The sequence below is a fragment of the Paenisporosarcina sp. NPDC076907 genome, from assembly GCF_050269735.1.
GTDB lineage: Bacteria > Bacillota > Bacilli > Bacillales_A > Planococcaceae > Paenisporosarcina.
This window is the reverse complement of sequence record NZ_JBNNIX010000004.1, coordinates 169136-195107: the sequence shown is the minus strand read 5'-3', so window position 1 is coordinate 195107 and position 25972 is coordinate 169136. Positions and strand designations below refer to the sequence as shown.

The following is a 25972-nucleotide window of genomic DNA, read 5'->3' as shown; positions in this document are numbered from 1 at the left end:
TTGTAAGGTATTCGAGATAGGCGATTGAAGTTCCCGAATTTTGGTACAACAATTTAATCATTATATTTATTCGATTGGGTTTCTACCTTTTCGCAGCCGTTTTATTCCCCTTCGCCATCCCTTTTTTCCGTCTCAACTTCTCTTTATTCCCATTCACTATTTTCTTCAACCAAACTCAACAAAAAAAGCCCTCACATGGAAGGCTCTCTAGCAAACTATTCATTAATTAAATTTTGATAAGCCACTGCAATACCTGTACCAACAACGGCATTATTCTTCACTAAGGCAATGTTTGATTCCAAACTCTTCCCTTCCGTCAATTCTTTCACTTTTCCAAGTAAAAATGGAGTGACATCTTTACCGGAAATGCCGTTTTCATCTGCTTCCGCCAACGCTTTTTCGATAATACCGTTTATAAAAGAAGCTTCCATTGCATCTTCTTCACGTATTGGATTAGCAATGACTGCTCCACCATTTAAGTTTAATGTCCATTTAGCTTTTAACATGGCTGCTACTGTTTGTGCATCATCTGCACGGAAGTTCACAGCAAAAGGACTCGTACGCGTATAGAAAGCCGGTAATGAATCTGTTTGATAGCCGACCACCGGGACACCTTTCGTTTCTAAATACTCTAGAGTAAGGCCAATATCCAAAATCGATTTCGCACCTGCGCAAATGACTGCCACATTGGTTTGTGCCAACTCTTCAAGATCGGCTGAAATATCCATCGTTGTTTCAGCACCACGATGTACCCCGCCTATTCCTCCTGTCACAAATACACGAATGCCAGCTAAATCCGCACAGATCATGGTCGCCGCTACTGTAGTAGCCCCTTTTTGTTTGGTTGCCAATAAGTAAGGCAAATCGCGACGGGAAGCCTTTGCAACGTCCGGGCTATTTCCAAGCACTTCTAATTCTTCGTCAGATAAACCAATCTTGATTTGACCATCCAAAATGGCAATCGTAGCCGGAACAGCTCCATTATCCCGAATCAATTGTTCCACTTCTTTAGCTGTCGTGACATTCTGAGGATACGGCATCCCGTGTGAAATAATCGTCGACTCTAACGCAACAACCGCTTTACCAGTTTCCAATGCTTCTTTAACTTCAGGTGAATACGATATGTACTGTTTCATTTATAATTCCTCCATTTCCTGTGTTAAACGTGTTGCTGAAAGTTCAGTTCTTACTGTATATGGAGAGGCTAGGGTTCTAGCAGCATTCAGCAACCCGGTGTGAATCGCTTGATGAATAGACAAACCATCTAGCCATCCATGAAGAGTTGCCCCGACAAACGCGTCACCTGCTCCAGTGACATCTACTATGGATGATGCTTTTATCGCTGGCACATGAACAACACCTTCTCCAGCAGAACCGAAATAAACACCTTTGCTTCCTGCTGTTATGACGGCGTATTTTGCCCCTTTTGCAATAAGTGCCAAGACCGCTTCTTGATAAGCTTCACTCGACTCAATTTTCGTATCTAAATACGTTTCAGCCTCACCAACATTACAAACTATCCAAGTGACACCGTGCAGTTCGTCAGGTAATCTGTTCATTTTGGGTGACGAGACAGGTACGATTGCTAAAGGAATTTGTTTATCAGAAGCAAATTTTTGAAGAAATTGGACCGTTTCTTTTGGGCAGTTTAAGTCAACGACTATAAGTGTCGCCCCACTTAAGATAAGTTCGTGTTTATTCAGATATGCAGGTGACAAATCTTCATAAACATCCATATTGGCAATTGCCAATATCAACTCGCCAGAAGAATCCAGGATTGCTGAGTAGGATCCTGTTGTGTGATTTGGAAGCTGTTCAATGGATTGTAAATTCATAAAACTTTGGGAAGCGCTTTCAATTGCTAGCCAATCTGCATCTTTACCTGCAGTTGTGAAGAGACGCACTTTATGTCCAAGGCGCCCTAAATTTTCTGCGATATTCCGTGCAACGCCTCCAACACTTTCAATCGCATTCGCAGGATTGGATGTTCCTAGTTGCACTCGTTGTTGCAGTTGGAATTTACGGTCGACATTGGCTCCTCCAATACAAAGAATTTCTCGTTCTTCAGGCAAAATATAAGCTCTACCTGCAATTTTTCCTTGCCTAATTAATCCGGATATTAAATTGGCTAAAGCTGGTCTTGAAATGGTCAATGTATCCGCCATTTCTTTTTGGGATAAAAATGGATTTTGGCGAATCAGATCAATGATTGCCTGCTCTTTTTCATTCATCACATCACCCCTTTTAAACATTTGTTTATAATATAAACTTTTGTAATGGAGTTTGCAATCCGAAGTTTTAAAAAAATCGCAAAATTCTTTCGTCTCACGAATATTGCAATTGATTTACTGCTTCGAATATTGCTACTATAGAAACAGACTGTATCTCAAAGGAGAAATTAAAATGACATCATTTAATGAGAAATTAAAGAAGTATGCAGAGTTAGCTGTCAAAGTTGGCGTTAACATTCAACCTGGACAAAGCTTGTACATTGCAGCATCAATTGACAATCCGGAATTTGTACGTTTATTGACGAAAACAGCTTATGAAGTAGGCGCTAAGCAAGTATATGTAGACTGGTCAGATGACGTCATTACACGTACAAAATTTGAAATGGCTCCAAGTGCATCTTTTGAAGAATTCCCAGCATGGAAAGTTCAAGAACGTGAACAACTAGCAGATCAAGGCGCTGCATTTATGAACGTTATGTCTTCTAGTCCTGATTTACTAAAAGGTATTGAATCTTCACGCATTGCCGCATTCCAGAAAGCGGCTGGAACAGCGTTGACGAAATATCGTCAGTACGTTCAATCGGATAAAATCAGCTGGACTGTAGTTGCAGCACCTTCGAAAGCTTGGGCTGCAAAAGTGTTTCCTGAAGTTGCCGAAGAAGAGCAAGTTTCAGCTTTATGGGAAGCAATTTTCAAAGCCGTACGTGCAGATGTTGAATCTCCTATCGAAGCTTGGACAAAACATGATGAGACTCTTCATGAAAAAGTCGATTATTTAAATGAAAAAAAATATCACAAATTGCATTACACGGCGCCTGGAACTGACCTTACAATTGAACTTCCTAAAGGCCATTTGTGGTGTGGGGCTGGAAGCATTAACGAAAAAGGCGATGCATTTATGGCAAACATGCCAACTGAAGAAGTATTTACAGTGCCTTTGAAAACTGGTGTTGATGGCGTTGTTTCAAGCTCTAAACCTTTAAGTTACGGCGGAAATATCATCGACGATTTCAAAATCACGTTCGAAAAAGGCCGTATTGTGAAAGTGGAAGCAGCCGAAGGTCAGGAAGTATTACAACAATTGGTGGATACAGATGAAGGCGCGAAGTATTTAGGTGAAGTTGCTTTAGTACCTCACCACTCCCCTATCTCAGAATCAGGATTACTTTTCTACAACACTCTTTATGATGAAAATGCATCCAACCACCTTGCAATCGGAAGCGCTTATGCATTCTGTCTTGAAGGCGGCAAAAAGATGTCCCAGGAAGAACTAGCGGAGAACGGCTTAAACCAAAGCATTACCCATGTGGACTTCATGATTGGTTCTGACAAAATGGACATCGACGGAATTTTGGAAGATGGTACGCGAGAAGCTGTATTCCGTGCAGGTAACTGGGCGATTTAATGAACAATTTTTGACAATCGTCAAAATGCCTTCAAGTATGCTCTTTCCTCCTGTATACTGATAACTATTGAATAAATAGGTTAGTAGAAAGGAGAGTTCTCATGACTTTCGGTATATTAACTGTAGTTGGCTTTATGATTATCATGGCTATTACTGGTCAATTCGTTATGCATTTCTTGGGTAGAGCACTAGTTGCTCACGATGCAGAAGTAATCGATCCTAAACCAGATACAAAATATTAATCATATAAAAGCAATTGTCCTCGGACAATTGCTTTTTGTTATGATTTAACATTTTGTTTACATTTACACTACATCGATATAACAACAACGTGACAATGCGCAACTTAATGCTTATTTATAGTCCTCTCTCCCCTTCTTTTATCCCAGTAATCACTGCAACAAATGATAACTCCCATTAAGTACCACATGGCATCCACACTAAAATCCTCTATACTAAGGAAGCAAACCGTTTTAAGGAGGAATCTGCATGTTTTCAGGTATTGATTTAGGGATTGATTTAGGAACAGCTAATATCCTTGTATATACAAAAAATAAAGGCATAATTTTAAATGAACCATCGGTAGTAGCGGTGGATACAAAAACTAGACAAGTTGTTGCTTTTGGTGAAGAAGCTAAAAGTATGATAGGAAAAACTCCAGGTTCCATTACAGTTATTCGACCATTGAAAGATGGAGTTATTGCTGACTTTGATGTGACAACTGATATGTTACGTATGGTAATGAAAAAAGTAGGTAAAAAAATGGGAAGCTCTGTCCGCAAACCAAACGTTATGGTTTGTACACCTTCTGGCGCAACTTCAGTTGAACGTCGCGCCATTCATGATGCTGTGAAAAACAGTGGAGCGAAAGAAGTGCACTTGATCGAGGAACCTGTAGCAGCTGCTATTGGTGCGGACCTGCCTGTCAGTGAACCGATTGCAAGTGTCATTGTTGATATTGGTGGCGGTACGACAGAAGTGGGCATCATTTCATTTGGTGGCGTCGTATCCTCAAACACTGTCAAAGTTGCGGGAGATCGTATGGATGAAGACATTATTCATTTTGTCCGCAAACAATTCAATGTGTTAATTGGTGAACGTACAGCTGAAAGAATTAAAATGGAAGTCGGGTACGCATTAATTCCACATACAGTGGAAACTATGGAAGTACGTGGCCGTGATGTCATGACAGGTCTTCCAAAAACGATTACAATCAGTTCTGTAGAAGTTCAAGAGACTTTGAAAGAATCGTTACTTTCTATTCTGGAAGCAATTCGTGCAACGCTTGAAAGCTGTCCTCCAGAACTATCTGGTGATATTGTTGACCAAGGTGTTGTATTGACTGGTGGCGGTGCTCTATTAAAAGGAATGCAAGAATGGTTATCTAACGAGATTTCCGTACCTGTTCATATTGCCCCTCAACCACTTGAGTCTGTAGCAATCGGTACAGGTCGCTCATTGGTTATGATGGATAAAATACAAAAAGTTGCCCGCTAATCAAAAATGATAGGGGCAACCGTGTGAGCGAGATGATTCTGTCATCTCGCTCATTTTTTTATATAAAGACGATCGTTTTTGTTTAAAGAAATTCGGAGTCAATTCCTCGTTTACAATTCCTTGATGAAATATCGGAGTCAATGCCGGTGAAATCGGTGGAATAAGCCAAGTCCAATCCCCTTTTACTTCTCTTTGCTGCTTTTCTTCCTTATCACGAAACGTTTGAAACTGCTGTGCAGCTGTATAATGGTCGACAATCTGTACACCTGCTTGTTTAAACGATGCATACACTGCGAGTTGAAGCTCTACAAGCGCTTTGTCCCTCCAAAACGTTGTCGTACTTGATGTATCAAGCCCCAAATGTTCCGCAACGTCCCTCAATCGGTTATATCGGTAAGAATCGACAAAATTTCTTGCTGCGATCTCTGTCTCCATATACCAGCCGTTAAAAGGCGCTGGATAACGTAAACCGCCTATTTCAAGATAGCGATCAGAAATAATCGGCACCGCATACCATTGAAGATTTAACGGACCCCAGTTTTGATGAACAGGATGATCGATTTGTACTTCAAGAATTTCTTCTTTTGTAATTGGTACCATGATTGGTGCCTCATCATTCCACTGAAAAATAACAGGCAACAAATCGTATGAACCCTCTTCACCTTTCCAACCCATCATCTGAGCAATCTTTGTTAATTCGATACATGCAGGGTCACCAATGACCTCATTATTAGCTAATGTATATCCTGCATAGCGAATCAACTGAGGACTCCACAATTGCACTTTTTGTGGTTCATTTTGTTTAAGTGGCGGAAAAACGGTGATTGTAGAACGGATTTTCCCTGCATTTGTAGCGTGTTGAATATGTTGATGCAAATACTGTGCTACTTCATCAGGTGATTTAACATGCCTTGCATCAAACACATCGAGAGTTTCCCAAAATAGCCTTCCAATACATTTGGTACTATTTCGCCAAGCAAGTTTTGCACCAAAAGTTATTTCTTCTAATGTATGTGTATATGTGCCAGTCGATTTGATTTCCTCAGAGACACAACGTTGTCGATCAATTATCGTATCCTTGGAAAGCCCATTTTCTTCCCCATACTGAACAAGGAATTTAGTTGCTTCATCCAGCAATAATAGGTTCATATTTTTCATCCTTTATGTTTCTTTATACTTATAGTGTAGAGAATATTTATGACCTACTCAAAAGATAAACGGTACACATTTCCTTGTTTCTAAAGAATGTGTCGTAAAAGTGGCTAATCCATACTAAAATCATCTACAATAAGAAGGGAATAATTAAGGAGGAACTTACACATGACTTTATTGAACGAAATTCTTTCTTTTAACGAAAAGTTCGTTGCTGAAAAACAATACGAAGAATTCATTACTACAAAATTTCCTGACAAAAAAATAGTTATTTTAACGTGTATGGACGCTCGGTTATTTGAATTATTACCAAAGGCAATGAATTTTAAAAACGGAGACGTGAAAATTGTCAAAAGCGCTGGCGCAGTCATTAACCATCCATTTGGCGGCATCATGCGCAGTTTACTTGTAGCTGTGTATGAATTGAAAGCAGAAGAAATTTATATAATCGGCCATTATGATTGTGGGATGAGCGCAATTAAACCGGAAGTCATGCTGCAAAAAATGATTGATCGAGGAATACCTCGTGAGACCATCGATATGTTGAGCTATTCGGGAGTGGAATTGAACGAATGGCTGCGTGGATTTGAAGATGTGAGTGAAAGTGTCAAACATAGTGTGGATATGGTCCGTAATCACCCGTTAATGGTTAAAGATGTTCCTGTTCATGGCTTAGTCATTGATCCCGCAACAGGCAGACTTACACTTGTGGATTAAGAAACACAAAAAAGAGCCCTTGGGCTCTTTTTTTATGTTGCTGATTTCTTGCGACGATAATTCCATTGCTGGTATTGAAAGCGTATGAAACACCCTATACAAAATCCCATAATAGCTACCAATGCCGCTAATCCCACCATGACGGTCGCAATGTTAAACAAAACACTCCAATTCATGAAGAAACTAATTGTCGCCACCAATAAAAATCCGACAGCCAACCATTGGTTAAATTGTAGTTGGTCATAATCTTCCTGTTCATACTGATCAGGTGATTTTAATAAGAATTGTTTTACTAAAGCTAAAACAGGATTGAATCCTGTAAATAAACTTAAAAGGCAAGAAACTAAAGGAATGAGTAAAATCCACGCAGATTGAGTGATGAGGGAAATGACAACTGATAATACAATTGTCCATTGATTTGCCAACACAAGAGGCTTCGGAATTGTTTTCATTTTAAAACCTACTATTCTTATTGGATTTGTAATCATAGTATATGATGGAATTAAAAATATGTAAACATTTCAGCCTAATCTGTCCTATATTTCCCGGGAAATCGACATAAAAAAACTGGTTTCTCAATTGAGAAACCAGCCATTCATCATTTTACGCCATTTCCGCCAAGCGGCCTTACCTTTTCAATAATCATTTTCTAAAACCGCATAGATGTAGTGATCTTCCCACTCTCCATTTATAAATAATAGCTGGCGGAGCAATCCTTCTCTTTGCATGTTTGCTTTTTCTAAGACACGTATTGAACCTACGTTTCGCGGCGATACATACGCTTCAATGCGGTGGAGCCCCACTACTTCCATCCCATACTTCACCAGAAGCTGAACAGCCTCAGTTGCAACACCTTTCCCCACATTCAATTCATCTATTGAATAACCAATGAATGCACTTGAAAATGGAAGCCGTTTAATACTGTACATGGAAATATGACCGATTAGTTCTTTAGTCCACTTATCATAAATACCGAAACTGAATTCACGTTGATTCTTCATATGGTGCATTGATTCTAATATTTTTTCTCTTTGAACAGCTACTGTAAAATAAGACTCTTGATGTCTCGGTTCATAAATGGACCAATAATGTCGATTTTTGAAAACAAGATTTGTAAGTTCTGCTGCATCTCTTTCATCTAAAGTTCGTAAAAAACAAGTTTGGCCTTCCAGTAAAATCATTGAAAATCACCCTTTAGATGAAGTTAACGATAGAAACTCTTCCACATCTTTAATACAAAGTGCTATGCCTTTTTCCCAGAACGCATGTTGAGTGATATCTTCTCCTAAATGCTTCATTGCTAAATCTTCAACCGACATAATGGCTGTATCTTGAAGCAGGGCAATATACTTTTCTTCAAAACTGCTGCCTTCTTCAATAGCTTTCGCATAAATACTCAGGCTGAATAAATAACCGAATGTGTATGGGAAGTTATAGAACGGTACACGTGTGATATAGAAATGTAGTTTAGAAGCCCAGAAATGCGGATGCACTTCACCCAATCCATCTCCAAATGCTTCACGTTGCGCTTCTTCCATCAATGTATTTAAACGGGCTGCCGAAACAATTCCTTTTTTACGCTCATCATAAAAACGAGTTTCAAATAAGAAGCGTGCATGGATGTTCATGAAGAATGCAACACTGCGTTGAATCTTATCTTCAAGCAATGCCAATTTTTCATCTGCTGTAGTCGCTTCTTTAACTGCAGCATCGGCTACAATCATTTCAGCAAATGTAGAAGCCGTTTCAGCTACCCCCATTGCATATTGACGATTCATCCAATGGACAGGACGAAGTGCATATGAATGGAAAGCATGACCAAGTTCATGTGCTAATGTGGCAACATTGGACATTGTGCCACTATACGTCATGAAAATACGTGATTGTTGTGACATTGGCATTCCGGTACAGAATCCACCCGGTCGTTTATTCGGACGATCTTCTGCTTCAATCCATTCATCTTCAAATGCCTTGCGGGAAAACTTCTCAAGCTCCGGACCAAATTTACCGAAGTGTTTTAGAATAAATTCCGCACCTTGCTGATACGAAACCTTCTGAGTCGATTCTGTCACTGGTGCGTCTAAGTCGTACCAATGCATGGCATCTGCTCCGACAAGCTCGGCTTTACGCTTTAAATACTCAACAAAAGGAGCTTTATGTGCAGTGATTGCGCCCCACATTGCATCCAATGTTTGTTGTTTCATGCGATTCATTTGCAAAGGTTCTTTTAAGATCGAATCCCAGCCACGTTTTTTGTAAACTGCTAAGCGGAATCCAGCCATATGGTTCAATGTTTTAGCAAAGAACTCTTCTTTGTCTGTCCATGCTTGTTCAAGAGCTTCGAATGAATCTTTTCTGACTTGTGCATCCGGATGAGAGCTTAAGTTGCTCGCTTGTCCTACAGAGAACTCTTTTTCTTCTCCGTCCACTGTGACACGAACTTTCACGTCACCCACTAATAAATCGTAAAGCTGACCCCATCCATGATAGCCGTCTACTCCAAGAGCGGTAATCATGTCTTCTTCTTTTTCAGAAAGCAATTCCTTTGCTTCATCACGCCATTCATTTAACACGAAAGCAAATTCTTTCAATTGCTCATCTTTCATTAAAGAAGTCCAGACAGTCTCTTCAGTTTTTGATAAGAGTTGTTGAACCACGAGCATAGAGGACGAGAAGCGAGCACCTAAAGAGCCAATTTCTCCTTGCAATAAGTTCGCTTGTTTATCAGTTGTATCCTGAGCGAGATAACAGCCGACAACCGCACCAGCTTGTGATAAATTCTCAGCCACTTGTTTTGTTTCTTCAATAATAGAAGAAATCTTAGCAGCGTCTGAATCGCCCGTTGGCACTTCAAATGTCGATAATGTTTTTTCAAAGGCATCTAGTTTTTCAGTTAAAGCATTCAAATGTTCTCGAAGTTCCGGAGAGGAGCTTCCCCCTTTAAAAAATACGTCCAAGTCCCAAACTTCAGAGTACGTCTTTGTAGTCAATATCTTTTCCCCCATGTCTTTCAAAATTTTCCGAAAATACTACGCTATTATATCATGCTTCTTCGCCTTGCGAAACATCGTTATTGAGTTTTGCAACGGGTATGCCTTTTTCTTTGCACACTTGCATAATATGTTCCAGAATGCTTTTTAAAACAGTCATTCGTGCATATTTCTTATCATTCGCTTCTACAATAACCCAAGGAGCGTCTTCTGTATGTGTTCGCTTAAACATTTCTTCTGCTGCGTTTAAATAATCTGTCCATTTTTCACGATTGCGCCAATCTTCATCTGTCAATTTCCATTGCTTATAGGGATCGTTACGTCGTTCCTCAAAACGTTCCAATTGTTCGTCTTTCGTGATGTGTAACCAACATTTCACTACAATGTACGATTCATCTGTAAGAGTTCTTTCAAAGTCATTAATTTCTTTGAAAGCTCTTTCCCACTCTGGTTTCCTAGCAAATCCTTCGATACGTTCAACTAGTATCCGACCATACCACGAACGATCAAAAATTCCGATTTGTCCATGTTGGGGAAGTTTACGCCAAAACCGTTGGAGATAATGGTATCTAAGTTCATGGGGATGTGGGGCTGAAATTGCGTGAACCATTAAACCACGGGGATCTAATCTTTCTGTTAACCTTTTAATGGCTCCCCCTTTACCGGCTGCATCCATGCCTTCAAATACCAGAACCAGTCCCACTTTTTGGTTGAATAAATGTTGTTGAACGTTTAACATGTCGTATTGGAGCTTTTTTAATTCTTTCTTATACTCTTTTTTGTTCTCATATCGTTGGTCCATACGCAACTTGTTTAATTGAACATCCATCCAAAGCCCTCCAATCTGTTAAACTTCATTTTACAGAAAGTTTTGGTAAATTGACATTTGTTGTTACTTAGTTATGACGTTATACTAAAGAATAGGAGGTGTACGCTGTGGTTCGTTTCGCAATTATGGTCATCGCACTAATCGGTGTGATTGCTGTTAATGCACTGGCAAATATCCTACCCCTTAATAATCAAACGACAGGTGAGATTTCCAATCGTCTTCCGGTCTTATTTACACCAGCAGGCTATGTTTTTTCGATCTGGTCTGTCATATATGTATTGTTGATCATTTGGTTGGTAGGCATGTGGAAAAAGAGTAAAGACATTGACGCTACCTATATTAAGCAGTCAAATCTATTTATCATCAGCTGCATTCTGAATATAGCTTGGATTATTTTATGGCATTATGAATATTTCTTATTAACAGTCGTTGTGATGATTACCTTCCTGGTGACATTAATTTTACTATACAGTACGTATCCGGTTTCAGATAACCGCCTTGCTGGTCGACTGCCAATATCTATTTATCTAGGATGGATCAGTGTTGCAACGATCGCGAATATCAGTTATGTCTTAACTGTATATCAATGGAATGGCTGGGGTCTGAGTGACCCGCTATGGGCTGTTATCATGATGACTATCGGAACTGCATTGGCACTACATATTCGTTTCCACCATTTCGATATCGCATATGTATTGGTCTTCATTTGGGCCTTTATCGGAATTGCTGTACGAAATGGCTTCGAAGAATTACTAGTTTCAACAGCAGCACTATTTTTGAGTGCTTTCATGCTGGCTGGCATCCTGTTCATCAAAAAAAGACCAACTGCGCGTTCGTAGCAGTTGGTCTTTTTTAAGATTAATCGATTTTAGTAATGAGAATTGGCGTATCTTTTGTAACGATGACCGTATGTTCAATCTGTGCAACCAGTGATTTATCTGGCGTCAAGAAAGTCCAACCATCACCAGACTCCACGATATGTTCAGCTTTTTCCGAGATGAAGGGCTCCACGGCTAAAACCATACCTTCTTTTAATATAGTAGGTTCCCATGCATCAAAATAGTTCAAAATATGCTGAGGCGCTTCATGCAATGATTTACCGATACCATGACCCGTTAAGTTCATAATGACCGTAAATCCATTTTGCTTCGCTTCACGTTCTACGGCTTTACCGATTTGATTCAAACGAGCGCCAGCTTTCACTTTCAACATCGCACGGTTAAATGCGTTTTCTGCCACTTCACATAACTTCTCTTTCTTAGCGTGGCCATTACCCACTACAAAAGAAATCCCTGTGTCTGCAAAATAACCATTGAATGATCCGGAAACGTCTATGTTGACAAGATCTCCATCTTTAATGACACGTGAACCTGGAATACCGTGTGCGACTTCTTCATTTACGCTGATACATGTGTATCCTGGGAAATCGTATTCCCCTTTAGGTCCTGAAATAGCCCCTTTTTCTTTAAACATACGACCAGCGATTTCATCAAGTTCTTTTGTAGTCACACCAGGTTTTGTTGCAGCTCGCATTTTATCGCGAATCTCGGCCACGATGCGACCTATAATTTTAAACGATTCAAAGTCTTCAGTAGTTTTTGCAATCATATTCGTAAAACCCTTTCTTCCTCAAATTATCTACCACATACTATACCACAAGAAAAGATGCTTTCCCATTTGCCAAAATCATTCTGAACATTCGGAAAACCTCTTGTAAAGTATGCGCTGAAGATAATTTCAGCTAATCGATTGTTTAACTGACTACTCATGTAGGGTTTTAAATTTATGTCCACTTAGCCCGAGTTTTTGTCCATTCAGTGAGGATTTCCATCCATTCAAAGCTCTTTTCCGTCCAATCACAAACGGTTTATGTCCACTCAATTCTGTTTTTCCAACCTAAAACGATTCCACTCCATAAAGACACACTTACCTAAAATTAAACCTTCCGAGGTTGAAGCAAACGCGGTGCAGCTAAGAACAATAGTGTGCATACAACGGCTGTCAGTAAAAATACTGGAATCATATAGGTTGCATTATAAACACTGGAATAGATGAACAAGTTGGCCCCTTCTTCAGCGTACATCCCGAAGAAGAAAATTCCCGTAATGACGTGCGTAATATAACGCAATAGCGAACCGATTAAAACGGCTGAGACAATGATTGTCATCATTTTCCCTCGCTTTTCCTGATGCGCATAGTTTAGATATTTTGGACGCAGTAAACCTGCGAAACCTACTACTCCATATGCTATTAAATAATCCAAGATTACTTGCATGACAACAAAACTGAATGACAAAGGCGTAACAGATATTAATCCTGAAACAATTTGCAACAATCCTATTAATAAACCAGTGATTATACCAGCCAATACACCTCTACGAAAAGCCATTAAGATGATTGGAATCATGACTAAACTAACTGATCCACCTTGAGGCATTTTAAACGCAACAAAATCCAATACAAACCCCAGTGCTGCAAAGATGGCAATTTCCACTAACAATAAAACTTTTTGATTTCTCATCTTTCTTCCTCCTTTTTGCGATGTACTGCTAATCGCGTGTCAGGGTGAAAAAAACCATAAAAAAACGATATCAAGGACAGAGCCTGACATCGTTGAAGTCGGTTTCTATCCACATCCCTGCGCAAGCATTAACTTACAGGTTCAAAGGGTTAGAACGTTCCTCGCTCACTCTCAGCCATTACAGGCTCCCCTTGTGGTAAATACATCTAATTTTGATATTACGGGTTAATTGTAACTAAAGAGGGAAAGAGAAGCAAGAGGCTTTCGCTAGTTCTGTGACTTTTGGAACAGCGGTCTGTATACTGAAAATACAAAATTTATTAAGGAAGTGGAAATAATGATCGATTTGTTGAAAAATTTAGTAGCGATTAAAAGTGACACTGAGGAAGGCGCAAATGACGCACTTCGATTCTGTTCGAAATGGCTGGATAGTCATGAAATCCCACATGAAGTATTAGAGAATGAGGGAAGATTAATGATTCACGCTGAAATCGGTCAAGGTCCAACGACCATTGTATGGAATGGACATGTAGATGTGGTACCCGGAAAAATCGAACAATTTAATCCGGTTATAGAAGGTGACCGACTATATGGCCGAGGTTCCGCGGATATGAAAGCTGGAGTAGCTGCCATGATGGAAGCATTCCGTCGCATCTATTCAGCTAGAGAACAGCTAAAACAACGAATTGTTTTGCATATTGTTACCGATGAAGAAACGGGAGGCAGAAAAACATCTGGTCACCTTGTAGAAATCGGACGAACTGGTGATTTTGTTATTTGTGGAGAACCTACCCACCTGAAATTAAGTGTTCAATCGAAGGGGATCCTGCATGCGAATGTAACACTTTTCGGAAAAGCTGCTCACGGATCCCGCCCGTGGGAAGGTACGAATGCGATTGAAGCAGCCTACAAGTTCAATGAGCAGTTAAAAACCTTGCCTTTTACAAAAGTAAGCAATCCTTATTACGAATATCCGTCTATAAACTTGGCGAAAATTCAAGCAGGCGATCGATACAATATGGTGCCAGATCAATGTGATGTTGCTTACGATATCCGCTTTGTCCCAGGGCAAAAATGGGAAGAGATTATTGAGCAAATGACAGAACTTGCACAATCAATCAATCCTGCTAATATCGTCAAACCGGGCGGCAAAACACCGGCAATTACAACAACTGAAGATAATGCATTTGTGCAATCACTTGCCGGCGTTACTGCGGAAATCACACAAAAAGATGCTGTATTGTTTGGACAGCACGGTGCTGCGGATACGCGTTACTATGCGAAAACGGGTGCAGGAGCAATTGAGTTTGGTCCAAGCGGTGATGACTGGCACGGACCAGGTGAGTACGTGTTAATATCCTCCGTTGAACAATATGCAGATATTTTAACGAAACATGCATTGGTTTGAAACCAACATTAAGTTTGTAACGTATTAATGGCAAGAAGTTTTGAAGGAGGAGTAGTTATGGATAATCAGCGTATATTATCCGCATTATGTTATTTTAGTATTTTATTCGCTCCATTCTTATTGCCATTAATCGTTTATTTCATATCACCGACCGTAGAGGTTAAGTATCATGCTAAACGTTCTCTTCTATCCCATTTGATTCCGGTAGCGCTCGGAATTGTTGGTTTCGTTGTTTTGATGATTGGTTCCGTTGCAATGTTCAGCACCACCGTTAATGGTACTGTGGAACCAAGCACATCATTTAATTTCCTTACTGCTGGACTGCCATTCTTGTTCATGATTGTGTACGGTATTCTATCTCTTATTGTACTAATCTGGAATATCATCCAGGGAATTAAAGTGCTGCAATAGGTTTACCTTGGGCTCCATACGGGAATTAAAAGAGTATACAACACTGACAGGAGCGATATATATGAGAATCGGTAGCTTAATTAAGACAGCTGTAAAGTTTGCACCAATCATTATTCCAATCGTAAAAAAAGTAATGGATTCAAGAAAAAGCTCAACAACAACTACATTTCCACGCAAATAAAAAGTTGGAACTCGTTAATCTGAGTTCCAACTTTTTTTATATCATGGGTTTCATTTCTGTCACTGCTATAAATTCTTCATCCAGATTGGATGATGGCAAAGCGGCAGATTGATTTCCCACTTCTAATGCCCCTTGTCGATCTTGCATGATTTCTTCAAATGTCCGTGGATTTGCCGGCGGGATTTCACCCGCTGTCACCTGCATGCCACCTTTTGCGTAGACATTGAAAAAGCTATTAGCCATTGCTCTATATCCTTCTGCATTCGGATGTACATCTGACGGATTGGGTACTTTACCGATTGCATCATCACCAAAAGCTGCATCTACTGAGACAAAATTCACACCAGCTTCTTTTGCCTCTTTTGCCAAAATTTCATTCAATCGTGTAAGTTGTTTCGCTGTGCCGACTTTTTGTGAGTCACGAGCATGCGGGTAGGCAAAATAATAACCCATGACATATATTTCTGCTTTTGGTGCAGTTTTTTTCAGTTCAGTAAGTATGGTCTTCATATTCTTTCGAACACTGTTCAATGAATAATCGGCCGGAATTTGCTGAAATGACAGTGAACCGGATTTTGCATCTGATTTTATTAATCTCAAAAGATCATTTGCTCCTGCAGATATCGTGATGACATTCGCATTTTGCAACAAAGGCTTCGCTTCTTTCGATTGGACTCGCTTCAGCACATCAGCAGTCGTAAATCCAGGAAACGCTAAATCTTTGGTGTAGAAAGCCAAAGGTTGATTTCGCGCGATTTCGAGAGCAATTAAGTCACTGTAACCAGTATCAATTTCACGGGTCGGGGTTTGACCAGCCGCCAGTGAATCACCTAGAGCTACATATGAAACTGGACCAAATACTTGTGCACTTGTCTGTAAAGGCACTAAAAATAACACTAGACCGAACAACACAAAAGACCATTTTGTATTTTTCATGATCTCACCTTAAAATGCCCAGTTACCTTTACGGAATATAGGTTCGATTGTTCCATCTTCGCGTTCGCCATCAATGTCCATTTCTGCACTGCCAATCATGAAATCTTCATGTGTGATGGATGTATTCAACCCTAAGGCACGAAGTTGTGCTTCTTCTAGATCGCGTGCACCCTCGACACAGGTTGGATAGGCTTCACCGATTGCTAAATGGTTTGATGCATTTTCATCGAACAATGTGTTATAGAATAAAATTCCTGAAGATGAAATTGGCGATTCGTGTGGCACTAATGCCAGCTCCCCTAGATACGCTGAGCCTTCGTCATTTTGAATTAGTTGTTGCAATAAGTCGTTCCCTGCTTCTGCGTGCGCCTTGATGATTTTGCCGTCCTCAAACGTTATTGTAAAATCATCGATGATATTACCTTGATAAACGAGTGGTTTTGTATTTCGGACATAGCCGTTAACTCCGAATTTCAGTGGAGCTGTATACACTTCTTCAGTCGGCATATTGGCTATAAATGCCGTTCTATTAGGTGTTCTACTGGCACCAGTCATCCAAATATGTTTATCTGGCAATTCTATCGTTAAATCAGTGCCTGGAGCTTTATAGATGATTTTCTTGAAACGCTTATCGTTTAAGGCTGTAGCACGTGTTTCCAAATTACGGATATGCGTTTTCCACTGATCAACAGCAGTTCCATCGCCAATGCGTACCGTTTTAAATATAGTTTCCCATAATGTAGATAGCTGTTCTTCTTTTGGCAAATCGGGGAATACTTTTGCTGCCCACATCTCAGAAGGAATTGCTACGATTGACCAAGCAATTTTATCTGACATAACAGACGCACGATATTTTTCCAATGCACGGCCTGCCACTTTTTGTTGATCAGAAATACGTTTTGCAGGTACGCCAGCCAACAAATCAGGATCCTCAGCATCAATCCATAATAAAGAGCCTTGCTGATCAATCAATTCTTCCCGTTGCGTGACCATCCATGCAGGAAATTCGTGCATTTCAGATTCTGGTGCCAAGTCATAAAAAGCACGGTTTGTCGGTCCATCCGAAAAATTCACATGGACACGTTTAGCTCCCGCTTCATAAGCTTTCTTTACTACCAATCGCGTAAAATCAAGGGTATCAGTCGTTGTATTGATTAATACATATTGACCAGGTTGGACATTGATTCCTACGCGAATAGCCAAATCTGCATATTCGGCTAATTTCTCTTCAAATGTCATTTCTTTTTCCCCCTTTGCTGCACCGTTTTTGAGGACCCTTCAATCAATTGGCCTTGATCCCATATTTTTTGTACGGGTTTTGAGGGCAATTCTTTCGTCCATTTTTTAAAATTCTTTTCATCTTTGTAAGTTAATAAAGACATTACTTCCCCGTCAGCACCTGCACGGCCTGTTCTGCCCGAACGGTGCAAGTATGGTTCAATTGCATGCGGAACATCGACGTGAATGACATGAGTCAATCCTTCGATATCAAGACCACGTGCTGCAATGTCCGTAGCAATGAGAATACTTACTTCACCTTTACGGAATGATGCAAGTGCCTGCTTGCGTTCTTCTTTTTTCATATCTGAATGCAGAGCAACGATTTTTGCATCACGGAATTTCAGTTTCGTTTCTTTCATCAATAATTGATCTAAATTATTAATAAATGCTAGTCCGCGCATGCCTTCTACGTGTGCCAGGCGGCGCAATAAATCAGTTTTGTCGCGCTCTTCTACTTTGACAAAGGAGTGCACTACTTTTCCTTGCGCAGGCAGCTCTTCATGACTGACATGAATGCGAATCGGTTCTTTCATCATACGACTTGCAACAAGCTCGATTTCTTCAGTAATTGTTGCCGAAACGACTACGATTTGTCTGTCATGATTTGAACCATCAATTAGTGACTTTACGATTCCACGATGCTCACGGGCCAATAGCTGATCGCCTTCGTCTAATATAATATGTCGTATATCATGCAGTTTAAGTTTCTTCGATTTGACTAATTCATTTAAACGCCCAGGTGTTCCAACGACAATTGTGGGCTTTTTCTTTAATTTCTCTAATTGACGAGCCATATTAGCTCCTCCAATTAGTTGAGCTACAGTAATGTCGGTATCAGCAGTCCAATCACGCAAAACTTCCACAATTTGCATGGATAGTTCCTGAGAAGGGGCAACGATTAGCGCTTGTGTTTTTTGAATGGCACCATCTACTTGATTCAATATCGGCAATACATAGGCCAATGTTTTCCCTGAACCTGTTGGCGATTGTGCTACCACATCTTTTCCTTCAAGCATATTAGGGATTAATTGAGATTGGACAGGCATTTCATATTCAAATTTCCATTTATTTTGAAGTTCTGGTTTTAAGTTTTCGATAAATGTCATGGGTTATTCCACCTTTATAAATACATGCTCCTAGTGTACCACAAATCGCTATATTCAGCCTTTTACAGATATATTCAGTCGTTTTTTCCCATAAAAAAACACTGTCTCATTGCAGAGACAGAGTTTGGTTAATCATTCAATTCGTAGCCACATGAAAGTATGGCACTTTCCGCTAATACCATCAATGAATCAATATATGTGTCATCGAGATTCAGTTCTTTTTTAACAATTGATAACTCCGTACAGCCTAATATTAAATGATCGCAACCAAGTTCGTTCATTCGATTAATGATTTGCTGCCATTTTAGGAAATCAACAGGTTGTCCTGCTTTGACGTCATCGTAAATAACAGACATGACCAACTTCTGAGTTTCCTCATCAGGTACAACTGGTTGTATGCCAGCGTCTTTACAAGCCAATTGGTAAACGGATGCCGTCAATGTGCCCGTAGTTGCAAGAATCCCTACTTTTTTTGCACCAATTTGAGCCGCTCGTTTTGCGGTCTCATTAATCATGTGCAAAACAGGAATTCCCGCTCCTTGTTGAATCTCTTTATAAAAAGAGTGCGCAGTATTACACGGAATCGCCAACACTTCGGCACCAATCGATTTCAGTTTCGCTGCATCTGAAATCATTACAGGTACCGGGTTAGCTTTCGAACGATCTAAAATATAGGTCGTCCGGTCAGGTATAGCCGTGTTATTAGTGATTACCATGTTGACATGCTGTTGATCGGTTTTCGCTTTCGTGCGTTTAACAATCATTTCACCAAGCAACATCGTAGCCAGGGGACCCACCCCTCCAATGATGCCTAATATTTTCGTATTCATAACTTATGACAAACCTTTGTTGTTGAAGTATTTTTTATATTTGCGGTAGTAATTCAAATTATTCAGCGTCAATTTCGCCCAACGTTTCGGATTAAAATCTTCTTTGTAGAACAAGTGATTCGTTACTTTACCATCAGCAATTAACTCTTTAGCTTCTTGTTTCAATTGCTCGTTTTGAGCATATTTGAATAACACACCTTTAGGGATGATCATCCATAAATGCTTGTCCTTCGCATATGTTAAGGTTTGTGGAATATCAAGCATATGGTCATCTGCCACATATTTCATCAAATTGTGTCCACTTGCCGTTACATAGTAGCTGCTGCGTCCATTTCGCAAGTTGATTTCAAACAGTTTGTATTCACCGTCGCGTAAATCAAGCTTCATATCAAAATTCGCAAAGCCAATGTAGCCGATATCTTCGAGGAATACACGAACTCGATCGAGCAGTGCTTCATCAAATGTATTGATGATTGCCGCATAGCTTCCGATACCTTCCGGAGAATGTTCTTCCAGGATTGGATTCCCAAGTGACATGAGTTTTACTTTGCCATCTTTTCCAACGTATGCGTTCAACACGCGCATGTAGGAATCGTCACCTGGTATGAATTCCTGGATGGTTAAATTATCTTTGTAAGATGAACTGTAAATTGCTTCGATAATGGCATTCTTTTCTGCTTCATCGTGTGCGACAAACACTTTTTTCTTACCAGGGAATGAGCAATTCCAGTACGCTACAGAGTTCGATGCTTTGATGATGATCGGGTACATAAAGTCAATCGTAAACGTATCCTTTGTGTCATATGTGCAAAGTGACGTTTTAGGATAAGCAAATCCGTATTGCTCGCAAATGTTATAGAAGTTTTCTTTTAGTACGATGCGATCCATCAATTTTTCATCAATATAAGGAACTGCAAAATAAGGAAGTAACTGCTCTTTATTTTTAATAATTAATTTTGCGTAATCATCGCCACATGCAAGAAGCAATAACTTTTTATCTGCATGTTCACCCGCTACTTTAATAAGGGCAGGAACGAATACGTCCTGTTCGTTTAAACGTGGGATTACCTGAAAATCCAGGATTTTGCTGTCTTGTGTTGCTGATAAGTTCATGCGTCCAAGGACTAGCGGCTTCAAGCCATAAGCTTCGTGAAAAGCTCGTGCCATTCCATAAGCATTCATATCAGAACCAAGTAATATAGGTAAAAATGAATTTGTTGTCATTGTGATATCAACTCTCTTTTCCAAAAAAACATAGTTTGTTTTTATATTGTACCGTGAATTACGGTTTTCTCCGAGCATTTACTTTTTGTTCAAATGCATAAGCCATTGTAATGAGCATGGGCTCACTCCAAGCTCTGCCTGAAAAAGTGATTTCAAATGGTTCTCCTGCTTTGGAAAAACCTGCAGGAACAGTAATAGATGGAGTACCTGCGGCAGCTCCTATACTGCATCCATGGTCTTGCGGAAAGACTAAAGCATCAAGTTGCAAATCATCCAACGATTTACTCAATGCGGTTTCATCAGTCAAAAACCGATTGCGTTCCAAAAAATTATATCATTTTTCCATAATTAATTTAAATGTCACTTTATATCTGTTTTAAGAAAAAACATTCACTTCTTCGTATACAAAAAGAGCCAGAGTAACAGGATTGCTCCTGCGACTCTGACACATTATTACTCAGCTTTTTCCATATGTTCTTTTAATAATTCATATAGGGATAATTCATATAATTGTTTTCCTTCAACTTTAAATACTCCATTTTCAACTAAATAATCTATAACGGTCATTTTCTTACCGTCCATTTTTGTTTCTACTGGTGGGATCATACTATAAAACTCCTTAATTTCTAGACTCCTTCGTTATTTACCCAGAGTTTTTAGTCTTAAACCATTTCTTGAAATTTTTTGGGAGCTTTCTAAACAATAAATAGCCAAAGGCAGTCCCCAGTGTATTAAGCCATAAATCGTCTACGTCACTACTGCGCATTTGGGGTAGCTGTAAAATTTCAATGGCTAACGACAGAAGCAATCCTGACCCGATTACTTTCCAGGCCCGATTAAATTTTTTCCATAACAACGGAAGAAAAAAGCCAATTGGAAGAAACATAACAATATTACCCATAAAATTGATAAAAAACGGTTGCCACAAGTTCAGATATTTAATAGCATTATACGTTTCAATCAAAACACGGAATGGTTCCAGGTTAATCGCTTGATGATCTCCATTTACAAAGTGCATTTCCCCGCTGTGGTTGCTCATTGAAGGTAAAATTGTCTGGGACAACAACCCCGCCATGAACATGAAAAACAGAACAATTCCACATTCCCGTAAGAGTACAACTTGTATATGATTTCGCTTTATTTGAATGATACGGACCACTAGTATGACAGGTAATATCAATACCATATAAAAGCCCATGTCTTGTATATATCTTATAATCGATTCCATCATACACCCATTATCTTTCTCGTAATACTATTATTCTAATGCTTAACGTTACATTTTCATATTGTTTTTAAGAAACAGCTACTTATCACGTATTCATCCAGGGTCCGCTGGATATACTGTCAAATAACAAGTATTTTCCAGTTACGAGAATACAATTTGACGATAAGGGTGGAACAAAATTGGGCTACATTAAATTAATCCTCACATTACTTTTTGCAGCATATTTAACAAGTCCACTATGGGAAAAACCAGTCAGTGGCTTCTTAGATGTATCATTTTTGGATAAAATTGATGCACAAGTAATAAAAGGATACGACTATTTAAAAGAACAGCCCATTATCGACGATTTATCCAAAAAGGTTGCTACCATTCCAGAAAAGTTGACGATGGAAGCTGGAGAAACGAAGTATGCGCCTGTCAATGAAGTAGAAAAACCTGCTTTGGCGACTCCTTCCGAAGGTTTATTCTCCGTCCATAACCTACAAATTGGGGATAACATGAAAATTGTTAATGCTGAACTTGGCAAAGCAAAGCGTATAACTAAAAATGAATATGGCACAGAATGGCATACCTATCATACAGACTATCAAAACTTTTTAATGGTTTCGTTTGATGAGGGTCAACAAGTAAACGGCTTATTTACTAATAACGACTTGATAGCGTCCTCATACGGCTTCAAGTTGAACAGTCCAAAATCTGTCGTTCACCAAGCTTTAGGGAAACCAATTCAATACATTCAAAAAGGCAACGTCCGATACCTGTTGAATACTGACGGAGAGATGGATACCTATTTAATTGAAAATGTTTATGTCACTGTTTTTTACGACGTTCATGAAAAAAACACAGTCACAGCTATTCAAATTATTTCGGAAAATATGGAAAATCAAAAAGGAGCTTTATACGGTAACACAAGTGAGGAATTACAAAAAGGCTTTGAATTCCAATTATTTGATCTGACAAATGCTGCACGTGTCCATCACAGTGTACCACCTGTTAAATGGGAATCTAAGGTCAGAGTGACGGCTTATAAACACAGTCTCGATATGGCGGAACAAAATTATTTCAGTCATACCAATTTATCTGGACAATCTCCGTTTGACCGCATGACGATGGATAACATTAATTATTCTGTAGCTGGTGAAAATTTAGCTTATGGTCAGTCCAGTAGTATTTTTGCACATGAAGGATTGATGAATTCAATCGGCCATCGCAAAAATCTTTTAAAAAGCGATTTTCAATTGCTTGGGGTTGGCGTAGCGTTTAACGATGAAAATCAGCCCTACTACACTGAGAATTTTTATACACCTTAAATATCTCTCGATTCAACCAATATTTATATGAAAAATGGTCGTTCCCTTCAGCTGGGAACGACCATTTTAATTTTGTAATGTTGCCGACAGTGACTTATGAAATTCGATTACATTACGTATACAACTGAAAATTAAATGTAAATATTGTTCCTGCTCCTACTTTACTCTTAACTTGAATCGTTCCATTCATTGCCTTGACAATACTGTTTACAACCATTACACCTAGGCCTGTCCCTTTATCACCTTTCGTTGAATAATAAGGTTCACCTAAACGTTCTATTTGTTCTTTCGTCATTCCAACTCCTGTATCCTGAATCTTTATGGTCACATGAGTAGTATTTGATTGCGAGGAAACTGATAACGTGCCTCCATTTGGCATTGACTCAATTGCATTTTTCATTACATTAACAAAACATTGATGAAATTTTTGACAATCGCCTTGTATATAATTTAAAGAATTATAGTCACTCACCACTTTTACTGAGTTCCAATTTGCGGACGGTTGCAATAATTTCAGTATTTGATTAAGCTCTTCTTCCACTTGAAATACTTCTACGGATTCTATTGTCGGTTTAGAGAATGTTAAATAGTCCTGTATTACATTTTCGGCTGATTGTAACTCCTCTTTTAAAATGGCGAGATATTGATTTCTCTTATCCAAATCAAGTTGATGATCTTCCAAAAGTTGTACAAAACCCATGGCAGACGTCAGTGGATTACGAATCTCATGAGAAATGGCGGCACCCATCTGTTCAACCGCTTCCAATTTTTCTGCTTTTACCAAACTTTGACGAAGAACAATGTTTCTTCTAATACACTCGATGATATAAGAAATCATGGCAACTCCCAGGGGTGGTACAAAAAGATAAGCAAACCAAAAATCGAAAGTATGTATAGGTGGTGAAAGAATCTCAAGGCCAACTAAAATAAGCAAACTTATCAATAAAGTCAATCCTACAGAAAAAAGTATTCTGTATTTAGATGACAGTCTCAAAAACCAAGGAGAAATGTACCATATTAACCAGCTGAATAACCCATAAAATAAAAAGGCCAGATAGAATCCGATATCAATCCCATAAAATCCACGTATAATAATTAGCACTAGACCCAATATCGGACTTAGCCCCAAATAGAGCCCACCTATCAAAAAAGGGACAATTCGCAAATCTAATATCATATCTTCGGTTAAGCGGTATGAAAATACATAACATAACACCAAAGAAACGATAAAATACAACGTAGCTGTTTCCCGGTACATATTCTTTTCATATGATTTCTCAGCCCATAAAACACAAAAAAACAGGAAGACAATTAATAGAGATAGATTAAAAAGAAAATGTACGGTTAGGGATTCCACAGTTTCACCTCTTCCATTATGTTAATAAATAAATATTATCTGTACTAAAAATATTAAACAACCTTTTTATTGATTATTTAATACAATCTGAATAATTTAATTTTTATAAATTATTGAAGTTTAATCACTAATAATATGCATATAAAAACGCCTGAAAGGAATAATCTTACAAGCGTTTCAATTTAGCTATTTTTAATTATATGCAACCATGGAAGATACGATATCATCCTTTTTTGCAGATTCTACTTGGTTTCGACCATTCTCTTTTGCCGCATAAAGTGCAATATCAGCTTCTTCAAGCAATTTCTTCGCCTCTATTACTGGAGAAGTTGCAATTCCAACAGATAATGTAATATTAATGATTAAATCTTCTACTACAATGGGATGCGTTTCTGTAGTATAACGTATTCTCTCCATAATTTGCCGAGCATCTTCTTCATTGCAAAAAGGTAATATGACAACGAATTCTTCTCCCCCATACCTTGAGATAATATCGATACTTCTCAGATTATTTTTAATCATACTGCTTACTTTTTGAAGAACAACATCTCCAACAATGTGCCCGTATTTATCGTTCACATTTTTGAAATGATCAATATCAATAAATGCCACCGAAAGAGGAAATACATCCTTTTTCTTCGTTGTATATAATTCATAATAATGCATGAAAGCACGTCGGTTATAGATCTGAGTCAACGGATCTTTCCTAGCAGAATTTATTAGCTGAGTTTTATATACATACTCGTCACTCAAATCTTTCACGATCCATAAAATGAAAAAGCTCAGTAAAATATTGATTGGTAAAGAAGAAGGTAATATAACTTGTAAATATTCCGAAAGGGGTATTACGCCTAAATAACCGATTGAACCTGTATTTACAATATTTAACGAGAACACGACTAAAAACATTTTTGAATAAACGCTCCAAGATCGAGTCACCCAAGAAAGAATCATTCCAACTCCTGAAAGAATAATCAGTGTAATGAAGCCAGCTGTAGCAGCTTCCGTGATTCCGAAAGAAAACCTCGCTATTCCAATGCCCACTCCAATAAGCAAAATATAGAGAGGGTTACGAGCGTACATGGTTGCAATAAGGATGGGAATAAACCGCAAGTCAAAAATAACCGAATCATTTAAGTGAATACCAAAGAACATTGAACACCAGCCAGCTAAAATTGCAATCACAACGAGGCTGAACGCAATTAATTTTTGGCTGGAATTCACTAAAAACTGTTTATATAAAAAACCAGCTAAATAAATAATCGTGATTAAAACTGAAAAATTGACCAAGTATTCCTTAATATACAGCATGTCTATCCCCCCTATCTGCAAATCATTTACTGAACGTTAATGTAAAA

The 25972-nt window shown here is 38.9% G+C and carries 27 protein-coding genes and 1 riboswitch; of the genes, 8 read left to right on the top strand and 19 right to left on the bottom strand.

The window, feature by feature from the left end; all coding sequences use genetic code 11:
- Nucleotides 1-215 precede the first annotated feature (215 nt).
- Both ACQKEV_RS14030 and ACQKEV_RS14025 read right to left on the bottom strand, forming a co-directional pair.
- Complete coding sequence (locus ACQKEV_RS14030) at nucleotides 216-1136, bottom strand: pseudouridine-5'-phosphate glycosidase (protein ID WP_427447036.1); 921 nt, start codon at nucleotides 1134-1136, stop codon at nucleotides 216-218.
- On the bottom strand, nucleotides 1137-2231 hold the full coding sequence (locus ACQKEV_RS14025) for a carbohydrate kinase (RefSeq protein ID WP_427447034.1): 1095 nt from the start codon (nucleotides 2229-2231) through the stop codon (nucleotides 1137-1139).
- Nucleotides 2232-2403: 172 nt separating this feature from the next.
- On the opposite strand from ACQKEV_RS14025, the gene ACQKEV_RS14020 reads away from it, so the two are divergent.
- The 3 genes from ACQKEV_RS14020 (at nucleotide 2404) to mreBH (ending at nucleotide 5133) form a co-directional block, all read left to right on the top strand.
- Nucleotides 2404-3636 carry an aminopeptidase gene (locus tag ACQKEV_RS14020; protein WP_427447033.1) on the top strand — a complete coding sequence of 411 codons (1233 nt, stop codon included), beginning with the start codon at nucleotides 2404-2406 and terminating at the stop codon, nucleotides 3634-3636.
- A gap of 101 nt (nucleotides 3637-3737) precedes the next feature.
- Nucleotides 3738-3878, top strand: coding sequence for a hypothetical protein (locus ACQKEV_RS14015; RefSeq protein WP_427447030.1), 141 nt, complete (start codon nucleotides 3738-3740; stop codon nucleotides 3876-3878).
- Between the two features lie 247 nt (nucleotides 3879-4125).
- Complete coding sequence (gene mreBH / locus ACQKEV_RS14010) at nucleotides 4126-5133, top strand: rod-share determining protein MreBH (protein ID WP_016429258.1); 1008 nt, start codon at nucleotides 4126-4128, stop codon at nucleotides 5131-5133.
- On the opposite strand, the gene ACQKEV_RS14005 is transcribed toward mreBH, so the two are convergent.
- Entirely contained in the window at nucleotides 5134-6282 is a 1149-nt protein-coding gene (locus ACQKEV_RS14005; RefSeq protein WP_427447029.1) for a nitric oxide synthase oxygenase, read from the bottom strand.
- A gap of 171 nt (nucleotides 6283-6453) precedes the next feature.
- On the opposite strand from ACQKEV_RS14005, the gene ACQKEV_RS14000 reads away from it, so the two are divergent.
- Entirely contained in the window at nucleotides 6454-7002 is a 549-nt protein-coding gene (locus ACQKEV_RS14000) for a beta-class carbonic anhydrase (protein ID WP_427447028.1), read from the top strand.
- A gap of 32 nt (nucleotides 7003-7034) precedes the next feature.
- Here ACQKEV_RS14000 and ACQKEV_RS13995 read toward each other — a convergent pair whose 3' ends face one another.
- The 4 genes from ACQKEV_RS13995 to ACQKEV_RS13980 all read right to left on the bottom strand — a co-directional run bounded on the left by ACQKEV_RS13995 (nucleotide 7035) and on the right by ACQKEV_RS13980 (nucleotide 10821).
- Complete coding sequence (locus ACQKEV_RS13995; RefSeq protein ID WP_427447027.1) at nucleotides 7035-7454, bottom strand: DUF4395 domain-containing protein; 420 nt, start codon at nucleotides 7452-7454, stop codon at nucleotides 7035-7037.
- A 183-nt stretch (nucleotides 7455-7637) separates the two neighbouring features.
- The gene (locus tag ACQKEV_RS13990; protein ID WP_427447026.1) at nucleotides 7638-8183 is read right to left on the bottom strand and encodes a GNAT family N-acetyltransferase; all 546 of its coding nucleotides are present in this window, start codon (nucleotides 8181-8183) and stop codon (nucleotides 7638-7640) included.
- Nucleotides 8184-8189: 6 nt separating this feature from the next.
- Nucleotides 8190-9992 (bottom strand): M3 family oligoendopeptidase, encoded by a 1803-nt coding sequence (locus ACQKEV_RS13985; RefSeq protein WP_427447025.1) that lies wholly within the window; start codon nucleotides 9990-9992, stop codon nucleotides 8190-8192.
- 52 nt (nucleotides 9993-10044) lie between these two features.
- Nucleotides 10045-10821 (bottom strand): polyphosphate kinase 2 family protein, encoded by a 777-nt coding sequence (locus ACQKEV_RS13980; RefSeq protein ID WP_427447024.1) that lies wholly within the window; start codon nucleotides 10819-10821, stop codon nucleotides 10045-10047.
- A 107-nt stretch (nucleotides 10822-10928) separates the two neighbouring features.
- Between ACQKEV_RS13980 and ACQKEV_RS13975 the strand changes: the two genes are divergently transcribed.
- On the top strand, nucleotides 10929-11660 hold the full coding sequence (locus ACQKEV_RS13975) for a TspO/MBR family protein (protein WP_427447023.1): 732 nt from the start codon (nucleotides 10929-10931) through the stop codon (nucleotides 11658-11660).
- Nucleotides 11661-11679: 19 nt separating this feature from the next.
- Here ACQKEV_RS13975 and map read toward each other — a convergent pair whose 3' ends face one another.
- Both map and thiT read right to left on the bottom strand, forming a co-directional pair.
- Nucleotides 11680-12429 (bottom strand): type I methionyl aminopeptidase, encoded by a 750-nt coding sequence (gene map, locus ACQKEV_RS13970; RefSeq protein WP_427447022.1) that lies wholly within the window; start codon nucleotides 12427-12429, stop codon nucleotides 11680-11682.
- Nucleotides 12430-12757: 328 nt separating this feature from the next.
- Nucleotides 12758-13342: an energy-coupled thiamine transporter ThiT gene (gene thiT, locus ACQKEV_RS13965; RefSeq protein ID WP_427447021.1), complete on the bottom strand. Its 585-nt coding sequence runs from the start codon at nucleotides 13340-13342 to the stop codon at nucleotides 12758-12760.
- 97 nt (nucleotides 13343-13439) lie between these two features.
- Nucleotides 13440-13544: riboswitch (TPP riboswitch) on the bottom strand.
- 135 nt (nucleotides 13545-13679) lie between these two features.
- Between thiT and ACQKEV_RS13960 the strand changes: the two genes are divergently transcribed.
- Nucleotides 13680-14750, top strand: coding sequence for a M20 family metallopeptidase (locus ACQKEV_RS13960; RefSeq protein WP_427447104.1), 1071 nt, complete (start codon nucleotides 13680-13682; stop codon nucleotides 14748-14750).
- 57 nt (nucleotides 14751-14807) lie between these two features.
- Nucleotides 14808-15161, top strand: coding sequence for a hypothetical protein (locus ACQKEV_RS13955; protein ID WP_427447020.1), 354 nt, complete (start codon nucleotides 14808-14810; stop codon nucleotides 15159-15161).
- Nucleotides 15162-15378: 217 nt separating this feature from the next.
- On the opposite strand, the gene ACQKEV_RS13950 is transcribed toward ACQKEV_RS13955, so the two are convergent.
- From ACQKEV_RS13950 to ACQKEV_RS13915, 8 genes are all read right to left on the bottom strand, one after another.
- The gene (locus ACQKEV_RS13950) at nucleotides 15379-16278 is read right to left on the bottom strand and encodes an SGNH/GDSL hydrolase family protein (RefSeq protein ID WP_427447018.1); all 900 of its coding nucleotides are present in this window, start codon (nucleotides 16276-16278) and stop codon (nucleotides 15379-15381) included.
- A 9-nt stretch (nucleotides 16279-16287) separates the two neighbouring features.
- Nucleotides 16288-17517 carry an aminopeptidase gene (locus tag ACQKEV_RS13945; RefSeq protein WP_427447017.1) on the bottom strand — a complete coding sequence of 410 codons (1230 nt, stop codon included), beginning with the start codon at nucleotides 17515-17517 and terminating at the stop codon, nucleotides 16288-16290.
- A complete protein-coding gene (locus ACQKEV_RS13940) occupies nucleotides 17514-18665 on the bottom strand; it encodes a DEAD/DEAH box helicase (RefSeq protein WP_427447015.1) in 1152 nt (383 codons plus the stop codon). The genes ACQKEV_RS13945 and ACQKEV_RS13940 overlap by 4 nt, the downstream gene beginning before the upstream one ends.
- Nucleotides 18666-18793: 128 nt before the next feature.
- Nucleotides 18794-19495: an aspartate/glutamate racemase family protein gene (locus ACQKEV_RS13935; RefSeq protein WP_427447012.1), complete on the bottom strand. Its 702-nt coding sequence runs from the start codon at nucleotides 19493-19495 to the stop codon at nucleotides 18794-18796.
- A gap of 3 nt (nucleotides 19496-19498) precedes the next feature.
- The gene (locus tag ACQKEV_RS13930) at nucleotides 19499-20719 is read right to left on the bottom strand and encodes an ATP-grasp domain-containing protein (protein ID WP_427447011.1); all 1221 of its coding nucleotides are present in this window, start codon (nucleotides 20717-20719) and stop codon (nucleotides 19499-19501) included.
- A 58-nt stretch (nucleotides 20720-20777) separates the two neighbouring features.
- Nucleotides 20778-21044, bottom strand: a complete 267-nt coding sequence (locus ACQKEV_RS13925) for a hypothetical protein (RefSeq protein ID WP_427447008.1) — start codon at nucleotides 21042-21044, stop codon at nucleotides 20778-20780.
- Between the two features lie 128 nt (nucleotides 21045-21172).
- Complete coding sequence (gene fbpA / locus ACQKEV_RS13920) at nucleotides 21173-21325, bottom strand: Fur-regulated basic protein FbpA (protein ID WP_427447006.1); 153 nt, start codon at nucleotides 21323-21325, stop codon at nucleotides 21173-21175.
- A gap of 37 nt (nucleotides 21326-21362) precedes the next feature.
- Nucleotides 21363-21794: a VanZ family protein gene (locus ACQKEV_RS13915; protein ID WP_427447003.1), complete on the bottom strand. Its 432-nt coding sequence runs from the start codon at nucleotides 21792-21794 to the stop codon at nucleotides 21363-21365.
- Nucleotides 21795-22126: 332 nt separating this feature from the next.
- On the opposite strand from ACQKEV_RS13915, the gene ACQKEV_RS13910 reads away from it, so the two are divergent.
- Nucleotides 22127-23257: a CAP domain-containing protein gene (locus tag ACQKEV_RS13910; protein ID WP_427447001.1), complete on the top strand. Its 1131-nt coding sequence runs from the start codon at nucleotides 22127-22129 to the stop codon at nucleotides 23255-23257.
- A gap of 112 nt (nucleotides 23258-23369) precedes the next feature.
- On the opposite strand, the gene ACQKEV_RS13905 is transcribed toward ACQKEV_RS13910, so the two are convergent.
- Both ACQKEV_RS13905 and ACQKEV_RS13900 read right to left on the bottom strand, forming a co-directional pair.
- On the bottom strand, nucleotides 23370-24494 hold the full coding sequence (locus ACQKEV_RS13905; protein WP_427446998.1) for an ATP-binding protein: 1125 nt from the start codon (nucleotides 24492-24494) through the stop codon (nucleotides 23370-23372).
- Between the two features lie 312 nt (nucleotides 24495-24806).
- Entirely contained in the window at nucleotides 24807-25925 is a 1119-nt protein-coding gene (locus ACQKEV_RS13900; protein ID WP_427446995.1) for a GGDEF domain-containing protein, read from the bottom strand.
- Nucleotides 25926-25972 lie beyond the last annotated feature (47 nt).

Bases quoted from the DNA above. Each gene is read 5' to 3' on its own strand.
- ACQKEV_RS14030 (WP_427447036.1), bottom strand. From the start codon at position 1,136: ATGAAACAGTACATATCGTATTCACCTGAAGTTAAAGAAGCATTGGAA.
- ACQKEV_RS14025 (WP_427447034.1), bottom strand. From the start codon at position 2,231: ATGAATGAAAAAGAGCAGGCAATCATTGATCTGATTCGCCAAAATCCA.
- ACQKEV_RS14020 (WP_427447033.1), top strand. From the start codon at position 2,404: ATGACATCATTTAATGAGAAATTAAAGAAGTATGCAGAGTTAGCTGTC.
- ACQKEV_RS14015 (WP_427447030.1), top strand. From the start codon at position 3,738: ATGACTTTCGGTATATTAACTGTAGTTGGCTTTATGATTATCATGGCT.
- mreBH (WP_016429258.1), top strand. From the start codon at position 4,126: ATGTTTTCAGGTATTGATTTAGGGATTGATTTAGGAACAGCTAATATC.
- ACQKEV_RS14005 (WP_427447029.1), bottom strand. From the start codon at position 6,282: ATGAACCTATTATTGCTGGATGAAGCAACTAAATTCCTTGTTCAGTAT.
- ACQKEV_RS14000 (WP_427447028.1), top strand. From the start codon at position 6,454: ATGACTTTATTGAACGAAATTCTTTCTTTTAACGAAAAGTTCGTTGCT.
- ACQKEV_RS13995 (WP_427447027.1), bottom strand. From the start codon at position 7,454: ATGAAAACAATTCCGAAGCCTCTTGTGTTGGCAAATCAATGGACAATT.
- ACQKEV_RS13990 (WP_427447026.1), bottom strand. From the start codon at position 8,183: ATGATTTTACTGGAAGGCCAAACTTGTTTTTTACGAACTTTAGATGAA.
- ACQKEV_RS13980 (WP_427447024.1), bottom strand. From the start codon at position 10,821: ATGGATGTTCAATTAAACAAGTTGCGTATGGACCAACGATATGAGAAC.
- map (WP_427447022.1), bottom strand. From the start codon at position 12,429: ATGATTGCAAAAACTACTGAAGACTTTGAATCGTTTAAAATTATAGGT.
- thiT (WP_427447021.1), bottom strand. From the start codon at position 13,342: ATGAGAAATCAAAAAGTTTTATTGTTAGTGGAAATTGCCATCTTTGCA.
- ACQKEV_RS13960 (WP_427447104.1), top strand. From the start codon at position 13,680: ATGATCGATTTGTTGAAAAATTTAGTAGCGATTAAAAGTGACACTGAG.
- ACQKEV_RS13955 (WP_427447020.1), top strand. From the start codon at position 14,808: ATGGATAATCAGCGTATATTATCCGCATTATGTTATTTTAGTATTTTA.
- ACQKEV_RS13950 (WP_427447018.1), bottom strand. From the start codon at position 16,278: ATGAAAAATACAAAATGGTCTTTTGTGTTGTTCGGTCTAGTGTTATTT.
- ACQKEV_RS13945 (WP_427447017.1), bottom strand. From the start codon at position 17,517: ATGACATTTGAAGAGAAATTAGCCGAATATGCAGATTTGGCTATTCGC.
- ACQKEV_RS13940 (WP_427447015.1), bottom strand. From the start codon at position 18,665: ATGACATTTATCGAAAACTTAAAACCAGAACTTCAAAATAAATGGAAA.
- ACQKEV_RS13935 (WP_427447012.1), bottom strand. From the start codon at position 19,495: ATGAATACGAAAATATTAGGCATCATTGGAGGGGTGGGTCCCCTGGCT.
- ACQKEV_RS13930 (WP_427447011.1), bottom strand. From the start codon at position 20,719: ATGACAACAAATTCATTTTTACCTATATTACTTGGTTCTGATATGAAT.
- fbpA (WP_427447006.1), bottom strand. From the start codon at position 21,325: ATGATCCCACCAGTAGAAACAAAAATGGACGGTAAGAAAATGACCGTT.
- ACQKEV_RS13915 (WP_427447003.1), bottom strand. From the start codon at position 21,794: ATGGCGGGGTTGTTGTCCCAGACAATTTTACCTTCAATGAGCAACCAC.
- ACQKEV_RS13900 (WP_427446995.1), bottom strand. From the start codon at position 25,925: ATGCTGTATATTAAGGAATACTTGGTCAATTTTTCAGTTTTAATCACG.